Origin of the sequence: Wolbachia endosymbiont of Drosophila seguyi (assembly GCF_028981765.1) — a bacterium.
Lineage (GTDB): Bacteria > Pseudomonadota > Alphaproteobacteria > Rickettsiales > Anaplasmataceae > Wolbachia > Wolbachia pipientis.
Genome location: NZ_JAPQLM010000194.1, coordinates 9,242 through 20,252 on the forward strand (window position 1 = coordinate 9,242; position 11,011 = coordinate 20,252).

Annotated in this window: 8 protein-coding genes and 2 pseudogenes; 7 read left to right on the forward strand and 3 right to left on the reverse strand. The window is 34.0% G+C overall.

Annotated features, from left to right (window positions below; genetic code table 11):
- Positions 1 to 1,096, forward strand: a pseudogene (locus OZD62_RS05845) (hypothetical protein); the annotation flags it as partial.
- Positions 1,087 to 2,031, forward strand: coding sequence for an RluA family pseudouridine synthase (locus OZD62_RS05850; RefSeq protein ID WP_038227940.1), 945 nt, complete (start codon positions 1,087 to 1,089; stop codon positions 2,029 to 2,031). The pseudogene OZD62_RS05845 and the gene OZD62_RS05850, both read left to right, overlap by 10 nt.
- Before the next feature lie 11 nt (positions 2,032 to 2,042).
- On the opposite strand, the gene OZD62_RS05855 is transcribed toward OZD62_RS05850, so the two are convergent.
- From OZD62_RS05855 to OZD62_RS05875, 3 genes and pseudogenes are all read right to left on the reverse strand, one after another.
- Positions 2,043 to 2,393, reverse strand: coding sequence for a diacylglycerol kinase (locus tag OZD62_RS05855; protein WP_007549043.1), 351 nt, complete (start codon positions 2,391 to 2,393; stop codon positions 2,043 to 2,045).
- 97 nt (positions 2,394 to 2,490) lie between these two features.
- A pseudogene (locus tag OZD62_RS06285) lies at positions 2,491 to 3,270 on the reverse strand (EndoU domain-containing protein).
- Positions 3,271 to 3,319: 49 nt separating this feature from the next.
- Positions 3,320 to 4,516 carry a phosphoglycerate kinase gene (locus OZD62_RS05875; protein ID WP_275019646.1) on the reverse strand — a complete coding sequence of 399 codons (1,197 nt, stop codon included), beginning with the start codon at positions 4,514 to 4,516 and terminating at the stop codon, positions 3,320 to 3,322.
- 825 nt (positions 4,517 to 5,341) lie between these two features.
- Here OZD62_RS05875 and OZD62_RS05880 point away from each other — a divergent pair.
- The 5 genes from OZD62_RS05880 to OZD62_RS05900 all read left to right on the forward strand — a co-directional run.
- Positions 5,342 to 5,863 (forward strand): cytochrome b, encoded by a 522-nt coding sequence (locus OZD62_RS05880; protein ID WP_275019647.1) that lies wholly within the window; start codon positions 5,342 to 5,344, stop codon positions 5,861 to 5,863.
- Positions 5,864 to 5,868: 5 nt separating this feature from the next.
- Positions 5,869 to 6,897, forward strand: a complete 1,029-nt coding sequence (locus OZD62_RS05885) for an NAD(P)H-dependent flavin oxidoreductase (RefSeq protein WP_010082023.1) — start codon at positions 5,869 to 5,871, stop codon at positions 6,895 to 6,897.
- A gap of 122 nt (positions 6,898 to 7,019) precedes the next feature.
- Positions 7,020 to 8,237 (forward strand): hypothetical protein, encoded by a 1,218-nt coding sequence (locus OZD62_RS05890; protein WP_275019648.1) that lies wholly within the window; start codon positions 7,020 to 7,022, stop codon positions 8,235 to 8,237.
- A 101-nt stretch (positions 8,238 to 8,338) separates the two neighbouring features.
- Positions 8,339 to 8,713 carry a hypothetical protein gene (locus tag OZD62_RS05895; RefSeq protein WP_022626145.1) on the forward strand — a complete coding sequence of 125 codons (375 nt, stop codon included), beginning with the start codon at positions 8,339 to 8,341 and terminating at the stop codon, positions 8,711 to 8,713.
- A 44-nt stretch (positions 8,714 to 8,757) separates the two neighbouring features.
- A partial coding sequence (locus tag OZD62_RS05900; protein WP_275019649.1) for a VirB4 family type IV secretion/conjugal transfer ATPase occupies positions 8,758 to 11,011 on the forward strand: 2,254 nt, incomplete at its 3' end.

Below are 11,011 nucleotides of genomic sequence, written 5' to 3' on the forward strand. Positions count from 1 at the left end.
ATCAACACTTAGCAATCTAATAAGTAATAGCGTGGATCATGAAAATCATACTATTAGAAAACACAGTTCTTTAGGTCTTCTATTTCCATACTGGTCTGGAAAGGGCATGGTTGTATCAGTAGTAGAAAATAAGCTTGGTAAAAGGGAAAATGAACTAATATCTCTAATGAAAAAACTACTTAGTCCGCTTTGCAACTCATTTGACAGTAACCTTAAAAAAGCTTGCGATTTACTTGATAATAGTCTTTTAAAGCCTGCAAATATTAACATTAAAGAAACGCTTGATCACCTAAAAAAAATCAGAGAAGACATCAAAAAAGATTTAGATTGGCTACATGCAGAAATTTCAGAAGTTTTAAACAACACTAAAGAATTGACAAAAAAAGCACATTCACTAGATATTGAAGGTACTTTTTCTAGGTTAGAGAATGCTATTAAAATTGCTGAAGATAAAATTGAACGATTTGAACCAAGCCGCTTTGTAGGCTGGCTTCAATCAACTACGCAGTCTAATAATAACGAGTTCCTTAGCATGCTAAAAAAGTTAAAAGAGGATACAGAAGAGGAAAAAACGGAATTGAAGGAGCAATTAAACGTAGTAAGGAATGAATTAGAAGAAATAAAAAAGAAGCAAGCTCAACCAAGTACGCCTGATTTAGAAGCTAACAATGGAAATAATACTAATAAATTATTAGTATTAGAAAATAAAGTCAAAGAACTACGTGACACAGTTAGAAAGTTAGAGCTGGAAGCAGAACAAAATAAGCTGCAGCAAAAGAAGGAAAAGTTAGAGCAAAAAAAATCTGAACAAGAAAAAACAGATGAATGGAAAGAAAAAATCAACGGCAAACCAAGTGAATTCTTATATTATTTATTAGAATCTATTAAGCTGGAAGAAAAAGATAATAAAGAAAAAAAGGTTGAGGCAACATTACGAGATTTTGATAATAAAGTTACAATCTACTGGAAAGATGGCTCTCAAACAATTTGCCATATTAAAAAACAAGGTGATCTGCAAATTGAGTCTAGTGCAACAATGTTTACAGACCCAAATGTTCAAGCAGCATGGGAAATGGCGCGGGGTAAATCACTATAGATTACTCAATAATAACCTTAAGTGTTAATAATGATAAAGAGAAATTAAGGTTAGACACCTATATAGCTGAAAAATGCAACATATCACGCAGCAAAGCGCAAAGATTGATACAAAATGAGCAGGTGAAATTACTTGGCACACCGATAATTAATAATGACTACATAGTAAAACCAGATGAAGAGTATGTGGTGCATCTCGTTCAACCTGACATATCCACATCAATTGAGCCTAATTATGACATAAAACTTAATATCGTCTATGAAGATGAGGACATTATAGTTCTGAGTAAACAAAGTGGATTAACAGTGCACCCAGGTGCTGGGACAAACAATGATACGCTTTTGAACGCAGTTATCGCTCACCTTAATGTAAGACCAGGAATTGTTCATAGACTCGATAAAGATACTAGTGGGCTAATGGTAATTGCAAAAAATGAAGCAGCCCATAGTTTTTTGTCTGAATTGTTATCGAATCGCAAAATAAAGCGGGAATACTTAGCAGTAGTTTGGGGAACATTATCTTCTCAGCAAGGCACGATAAAAACTAACATTGCTCCCAAACGCGGTAATAAAGAAATGATGTGTGTAACAAAAATCACAGGCAAATTAGCAATCACTCACTATTTAGTGCAAAAAGTTATAGGACAAGTAAGCCTCGTTAAATGCACTTTAGAGACAGGCAGAACACACCAAATTCGAGTCCACATGAGCCACATAGGACATTCCATAGTTGGTGATCAAGTTTATGGAAAAAATAGTAGTAAAAGCACAAAATATGCTAAAAACTCTAGTTTCATTCGTAATTTCAATAGACAAGCACTACATGCTTATACACTGGGCTTATACCACCCAAAAAGTAAGGAATACATGGAATTTGTCTCTGATTTACCGCAAGATATAAAAACTTTAATTGGTGAGTTTGACAACATATCTTAATAACATTCGTATTAACCTATCAATATTATCATCCATGTTATCAGGAAGTTAATTAATGAAAGAAAAACTGCTGCACTACCTAGATCTTTCACCTTTTTTGAAAGTATGTGTTGTTCACTGGAAATACGCTCAATTGTCGTTTCAAAAGCAGTGTTAACAATTTCCACAATTAACACCAGGAATAGGCTGCTTATCATTACTGCACGTTCTAGATTACTTACATCCAAAACAAACAAAATTGAGACACATACTATAAAAAGCAGTAACTCCTGTCTGAACGCAATTTCTGATATAAAAGCTGATTTTATTCCTTCACAAGAGTATTGAATTGCTTTTATTAGACGAATAATGCCCTTCTTCATTATTATTCACAAAACCCTTTAATCAAAATTTTAACTCATTTAGATTTGCTACACCCTATAGCATTTTTATCATTTGTTCACCCTATTGGTTTTGAAATTAAGATTTACCGCAACTACAATAAGTACTCTTATCATCACATTTTGGTGTTAAGTCAGGATAGAACGTGAGTATAGCATCATTCTTTCTTACAAACACTGATTGATAATTGTCATCTTCCATTTCATATAGACACATTCCATCTTTTCCTAATTCCTTAAACGCCTTAGTTGCAGAAATGATCGGCATGAAGGTTATATGCGTATCCATTTGGGCATTTAACTTTCACTTCCCCATCCTTACCCAAATATTTCATTCCAAATGTATAAACCGGCGGCTTAATATCTGATTCATTGCACAGGATTCCAACTGCCCATTTATCCTCTTGAGCTTCAACATATCTACCTACAAAATGCATACCACCTAATTTATCGTTTGGCTCACCACAAAAAATATGTCCAAACCCTATAGTTTCTTTTTCACTTCCACTATTTGTAAACCAAATGTTAGCCAGTTCATCTTTAAGTAACTCCAAATCCGCATCTGGCGTAATCACTTATATATTCCTTTCACTACTTCTTGATGCTGCGGACAACTAAGTAAAATTTTGAAATCTTCTTTATCTGGATGTGCTCCCCAATCTCCACAAACTTTCAACACTCCTCTATCGAAGTCAGTTAATTCTGAAACGGTGGCTGGTTGTGAACTGAAAAATGGTTCAAAATTGACTTCAACATTTTCTTCTACATAGCCGGTGTGAAAATAATGATCCTTAATATAAAAAATAAATCCTATTATTGGTATTATTAAACACAAAATTAGTTTAACTGTCTTCGACATAATCACGCTCACAAAAAAGCTAGCCTATAAGAAATAATTTAAAAAAGTTTTAATCTAATCGTTTTTGCAGAGCAGCAACTCCCGGCATTTCATCGCCACTTAACCAATCTAAAAATGCTCCTCCACCAGTGGAAACATATGTAAAATCCTTATCGGCAAGGCCTGCAGCGCTTATTGCAGATAGACTATCGCCTCCCCCTATTATGCTGGTTAACTTTCCTTTGTGCGTTAAGTCACTTACGATTTTCATTACCCCTATTGTACCGCTTGCAAAAGCTGAATGTTCAAAAACACCAATAGGTCCATTCCACAGCAGAGTCTTACTGCTTGCTATTATACTGCTTATTGTACTCAAAGTTTGTGGTCCGATATCCAAAATTATATCACCGTCCAAAATGGACTCAGTTCTTCTTGAAATACTAGTGCTGTAACCAGAGTTTACTGCAACCAGAACGTCTTCTGGCACAACTATTTTGCAATTGTTTTTATTTGCTGTTTCAAGAATATTATGCAGAAGGTCGTCAACACCATTTTGAAAGAAAGATTTCCCTATATTTACTTTGCTAAATGACAAAAAATTATTGGCTATTGCACCACCTAGAACTAAGTAATTAACCTTTTCTGTTAGCTTCATAAGCACTTTTATTTTAGTTGATATTTTAGCTCCCCCAACTATCGCAGTAATAGGTTTAGCTTTAAACGATACAGCTTTTTCAAGATACTTTAGCTCATCTTGCAAGCAAAACCCTGCATAAGAGGGTAAAAATTCTGTAATGCGTGAAATAGAAGCGTGAGCTCTGTGAGAGCAAGAAAATGCATCATTTACATATATATCCGCTAGAGATGCTAGTTGTTTGGCAAAATTTGAGTCACTTTGCTCTTCCTCTTTATAAAATCTTAGATTCTCTAGTAATATTATATCTCCTGCATCCATAACACTTACTGCTCTTTGTACTTTTTCACCAAAGCAATCGTCAATGAATTTCACTTTTTTATTTAGTAACTGCGATAAAGTGTCAATTACATTTTTTAGCGACAGATTATTGTCTCTGGCCTTTGGGCGTCCAAAATGTGATATAATAATAATCTTTGCACTCGCATTCACTAAATACTGAATAGTAGGCAATGCTCTCAAAATACGAGTGACGTCACGAATTTCTCCATCTTTTATAGGAACATTGAAGTCAACTCTGAGTAAGACGGTTTTATTGTGAAGATCACAATTTTCTATACTAGGTATATTCATTACAAAATTGAAGCTATAAAGTCACTATACAGCAGTTTGATCTAAAGTAAAGTTTTAAGCTTACGAACGTTTAAGGAAATTTGCATGCCAAACGCTTGACACTGGAACCTTATCGTCATGCCATCACGAACCGTCATACCGCCGGGTATCTCTTAGCCGCCAACACGTAGCGGGATACTTGACCTTTACAGGGATGACGATTGTCGTTTAGTCATAAATATTTAAGAAATTTACTAAACAGAAAAAAAGGCAAAAGAAGCCCCGTGGTTGGCTAATTACTTACATTATACTTTCAAGTATGGCGTTTTTTTATTCTAAACGCTTAATAACCGCGATTTAGCTGCTTTTTAATGCAACTAACCTTTAGTCATAAATATTTAAGAAATTTACTAAACAGAAAAAAAGGCAAAAGAAACCCTAGGGTAGCTAATTATTCACTATCCATTTTTTAAGTTGGCGTTTTTTGATGTTTTAAATGCTTTATAAGCGTATTTCAGCTTGTATAGGTAAAAACCTAGAAATTTGATAAAGACATAGAGTGCACATAGTGCAAAAAATTAAACATGAGACACCAGATACGTTGAGTTTTTTTGCCATTTAATCTGTACAGAGAAGATAAATAAATAGCTTCAGTTTCATGATAAGGAGGCTGGCGGAGTTTGTCAAGTAAGTTTTTCGTTTAATCCGTTTCTTGATTTAGGTGCCCTTGACTTCCGGCTGGGTCGAATTTGTATAGCTACATTGTCGGTAAATCTAAATTGCTTTAATGATTTTGATTGAAAAATAGTTTTTCTATTATATAAATGCTACTTTAGGGTAATCAAAATGGAAGACGATAAATATAGCCTAGGTTTAAGAGTTATCCGTTGGTTGATGGCTGTTTTTATTATCGGTATGCTTTGTTCTGGGCTTTATATGAAAAGCCTGCCACTTAGCAATGAAATTAAGTTCAACATATACGCTATTCATAAGGCTTGCGGTATCACTATTCTTGGATTAATCATAGTACGCATATTTTTTCGCGTCTTTACTTATGTTCCACCACTTCCAGCAAATTTTTCTCGGTTTGTAATCAATATAAGTAAAGCAGTACACTTTGGTTTATATTCTTTGATGGTGCTAATGCCACTATCTGGCTATGTCATGTCTTCTGCTTCTGGCAAACAGATCAAATATTTTTTTCATATCCCTTTGTTGATTAATCAAAACAAAGATCTAGCTAACACGGCTAACGAGCTACATTCGATGCTTGCATATTTTATGGTACTCTTTATAATCTTACATATACTTGGCGCCTTAAAACACACATTTATAGATAAACAAAACATTTTTAAACGTATGATATAGGTTATATGTTAAGTAGCCTCTGGAAAAAAGGAACAGATTTTCTTAGCAGTGAGTTTGCTATAATGGGTGGTGCTATGAGCTGGGTTTCAGAGAGAAACTTGGTCTCAGCAATCTCAAACGCTGGTGGTTTTGGTGTGATTGCATGTGGTGCAATGTTTCCAGACTTGCTAAAAAAAGAAATCATAGAGACGCAGCAATTAACTAACAAGCCATTTGGTGTAAATCTAATTACTATGCACCCAAAGTTGAGTGAGTTGATAGATGTGTGTATTGAAACGAAAGTGAGCCATATAGTGCTTGCCGGTGGACTGCCAACAAAGCCTAATATAGAAAAAATCAAGGGTGCAGGCATTAAAGTTATGTGCTTTGCACCAGCATTAAGCCTTGCGAAAAGGTTAGTAAAAATGGGAGTAGATGCATTAATAATAGAAGGAATGGAAGCAGGTGGGCATATAGGTCCAGTTAGCACTTCTGTTCTTGCACAAGAGATATTGCCTCATTTTAAAAATGAACAAATACCAGTGTTTGTTGCAGGTGGAATAGGAAGAGGTGAAATGATAGTTAATTACCTGGAAATGGGAGCAAGTGGCTGTCAAATAGGTACATTATTTGTCTGCACTAATGAGTCAATTGCCCACAAAAATTTTAAGGAAGTGTTTATTAAATCGGCCGCACGTAATGCAATACCTTCTGTACAGATAAGTGCTGATTTTCCTGTAATTCCAGTAAGAGCTATAGCCAACAAAGCAAGCGATGACTTTATGAAGCGTCAAAAAGAAGTTATTGATGAATACCAAAAGGGACAGATCTCAAAAGAAGATGGGCAGCTTGAAATAGAAAAATTCTGGGCTGGAGCTTTAAGAAGAGCAGTAATTGATGGAGATGTTGAAACGGGATCTTTAATGGCTGGCCAAAGTGTTGGCATGGTTGATAAGGAAAAGCCTGTAAAAGAAGTAGTGGATATGTTAGTTCAACAAGCAAAGAATCATATTAATAGCAAATCTGTAGAAGTAGAAAGCCCAGAAAGCAAATAGTTAAGCGACCTTCCAATAAGCAAGTTGCCGCAATTATTTATAATATGGCATAATTGCCCAGTTTTAATGTAAAATTAACGCTAAAGAGGTATCTATACATTTTGTTATGTATGGAGGAGTCTATGCTAAGTTCTCAAAAAGATATTAACCAACAATTGCACGACACTATATACAAAAAGGTAACAAAAGAAAATCATAAATATGGAAGCCCACAAAAGGGAGATGGAACTATCAAAAAATGCATAGAGTTGTTCAAGGAAGGAGCTAGTCCTGAGGTATTAACTGAATTAGAAAAATCGCTGAGAGAACAATTAGAAAAATCACCAGAAAAACAAGAGGAATATCAAAAACATTATAAGTATTATATCGAAAACTTTCTTCCTGCATTGAAAGATGAAGTAATAAAATCAGAAGAACTAGCTGTACCTACAGTATTTAACAATGAAAGAGAACAATCACAAAGACCACAAACAATAAGAGGAAAAATAGTAAAAACAATTTTGGATATTACTAACAGGAGCAGCAGTGTAAGCTCAATACCAAATGCTGTTGAAGAAAATATTGAAGATCAAATGCAGCTAAAACATATTGAAGAGCAAAACAACACACAAGAAACACCCTTGAATGTAGCTGAGAAAAAAAGTGGTGATAATAAAATACTTAGTAATTCAGATGTTGCAGAGGAAGTGTTTGAAAAATATAGCAAGGTTGTGAAAGAAATAGAGGAGAAGAAAACTTCTAAACTCAGTAGTGGCAATGACTCAGATAGTGGAATAGACTCACCTAGAACGAGTAAAGAAAGTTTGAAATCACCAGTAAGTAGCAGAAGGAGCAGTTTAACTTTAGTAACAAGCACTTCATCTGAGGAAAGTTTAAACTCAACATTGAGCTCTGTTGAAGGAGATAATGGCTTACAACCAGAGGGTGGAGAAAAAACTGAGTTATTAGAATCAAATTTGGAATCCCCAAAAGAAAACGAGACTCAAGTGCAGCCAGAGCAGACTGTAAAAAAAGAGCCAAAAATGCAAGAAAATGAAAACTCAGATGGTCAAGCAAATCCAGATCAAGTTAAGAAAGATATCCTACTTAAAAACCAACCCAATAACAGAAATCTTCACGTTGCACTTGTAGCAGGTTGTGCTCTCTCCACAATAGGGTGCATTGTTGCAGGAGCAATGACATCAGGATTGATAGGAGCAGGACTACTTGCTATGGCTGCAGTGTTTGCTATAGCAGCAGTAGCTGAATTGCATTCAAACTTCCTATCAAGTAAATTAACATCCATTAATGTGAGTCCTCTTGTTGATGATAAAGAGCTTACAGCATGTTCACGTCTGTAAAAATTAAATATGTGTTACTTGTAGTGGATAAGTGAATTCAGTTCTTGCCTATTGATATAAAAGTTGTTATATTTAAGAAATGTTTAAAAGGTATTTAGTTGATGCGCATTCAATTGAATAAAGTTTTGGTTTTTATAGCCTTATTAAGTTTCATTTTTGCATCATATTCTAGCGAAGCAAGTTCGGCGAGTGATGAATTAAAGGGTATACAAGAAACGGTAAAAAATTTTATTTCTTCATTTTCAGTTAAAGATACTGTAGAAAATATGAGTCCTTCAACAATCATAGGGTTGTGTATAGCTGCAGTGATACTTGCAGTAGTGTTCAGAGGTCTAATCTTTTTTATGATAATGTTTGGTGTACTGGTCCTGATGTTCGGTAGTACAGAAAAGGCAACAGACTACTTAAAAGAAAAATTTAACTTTGCAAAAGATATAAAATTACAATCCGATAGCGAAAAAAAAGATAAAAATTAAGATAGTATTTTTATCTTTTTTAATTATCTTTATTGAATACGCATATGCAGTTAAAAGTACCAACAGTTAACTCTAAGCTTAAAAAAAAGAACAACTTAGCATTACTAGAAAGCATTGATTTAGATTTTGTTCCTTATGCTTGTCATTACGATGAAGAAACCATACTAACAAAACAGGGAGAATTGTTAAAAATAATCAAGTTAGAAGATTATTCTTCTGTTGATAACTACAGTGACCTCAGAACTGAAATTAGAAAAAGCATATCAAAAAATATTAATAGCCTGTGTTTTACCGTTTGGATTCATACCGTTAGAAAGCGCAATAAACTGAGCTTGAAATGGAATAAAACTGAAGACTTCTCTGACAACCTACATTCAACGTGGTTTAATAAACTAACTGATAGTAAATTACAGTATATAAATGAACTATACATTGTAATATTGTTTAGCGATTTTGGCAAGCATACTAATAATTCGTTTTTTTTCAATAGAATAAAGAATAAGCATAAGTTGTCTTTACAAGAAAGCCATCAGGAGTTGCAAAAGATAACTGACGTAATTCAAAATGATTTAGGACCTTTTGGAGCTAAAAAACTGAGTCTAAGGTTTAGTGAAGGTAAAATATATTCTGAAATGATAGAATTTCTCCACTATATTGTTACATTAACGCACAAAGATTATCCAATACATGAAAGGGACCTGTCGCAATATATTAGAAATTTTAAAATAGCTTTTGGTTTCAATACGTTTCAAACAATATTTGAAAATCAACAGAAATTTGGCTCTATTTTCAGCATAAAAGAATACCGGGAAATCTCTTTAGGTAATATAGATAGATGCTTGCAGCTTGAATCTGAATTTATCATTACAGAAATAATGATATTTACTAGTAATAACAAAGCAATAAAAGAATTTAAAAAACAAATCAACATGCTGCAAATTAGTGAGGATAATACCTTACTTAAAAGCTCAGGAATTGAAGAAATAATAGAGCTTGAAAAGACCTCTAGTATAGACTTCTGCCAACAGAAAATTATTTTTACAATATTTGCAGATGATAGGAATAAGTTAGCTGAAAGTATTAGTGATTTATCTTCTATAATGTCATTAGTTGGCTTCATGATGTTTAGAACTGATTTACATATGGAAAGTCATTTTTGGGCACAACTTCCAGGCAATTTTGCTTTTATTACGCAACCGAAAAATATCTTAACAAAATACGCTTGCAGCTTTGCTATGCTGCACGATTTTACGTCAGGTACATTAAAAGGAAGAAGGTGGAAAGAAGCGGTAATGATTTTTTTTTCAAAAAAAGGAAATCCTTACTTCTTTAATTTTCATGGAAAAAGAAATAATGGCCATACTACGATACTCGGAGCTCCAAATTCAGGCAGAACTTCACTCATTAATTTTCTATTATCAGAATCAAGAAAGTTTAACCCAAGAATTGTCATATTGGATAACACTGGAAAATCAATAATTTTTACTAAAGCAGTGAGTGGTAAATATTACATAATCGATCCAAAATATAAGGACAAAAGCCTAAAATTTAATCCACTAAACATTGAAGATAGTGCTTCCAATCGCAATATGTTGGTTGAACTGATCAGAAGAATGGTAGCCGATACGAGCTTGGTGGACGTAGAAGAAAAGATAAGAAAAATTGTGGATTCTATATTTGCTATACCCAAGGAATCACGTTCTATTTCACAAATTTCTGAGGTGCTCTTGCTCCTTGGGGGTAAGATAAGTAGATGGTGTGACGATGGTGACTTTGCTTACTTATTTCAAGATGGTGATGAATCAGATATTGACTGGGAAACAAAAATTATATCTCTCAACACCGCAAACCTTACAAAACAAAAGGAATGTATGTCCGTGATACTTTACTATTTTTTATATTCTTTTGAGGCAAAATGTGATGGCTCGCCTGCAATACTTGTTTTGGATGAAGCATGGGAGATAAGTAATATTTTTCCTACAGAGAAAGAGTTTGATAACTGGATGCAAAGAATGACGGAACTAAATGTTGTAGTAATCCTAAGTACTGAGAATTTAAATCTCGCATTTGCTAGCAAATTTACTCAATATTTAGATAAACATGTTGATACAAGAATCTTGATGCCGAACGTCAATGCAAATAGATTATACATGAAGGCATTTTCTCTATCGAAAGAGGAGCTGAATATAATTCTGCAGACGCCAACACAGGAAGGTTTATTTTTGATAAAACAGTACAAAGGATTAGTAACCTTAAATCTGGATTTGAAGGATATGCAAGAAATACATGTACTTTCAG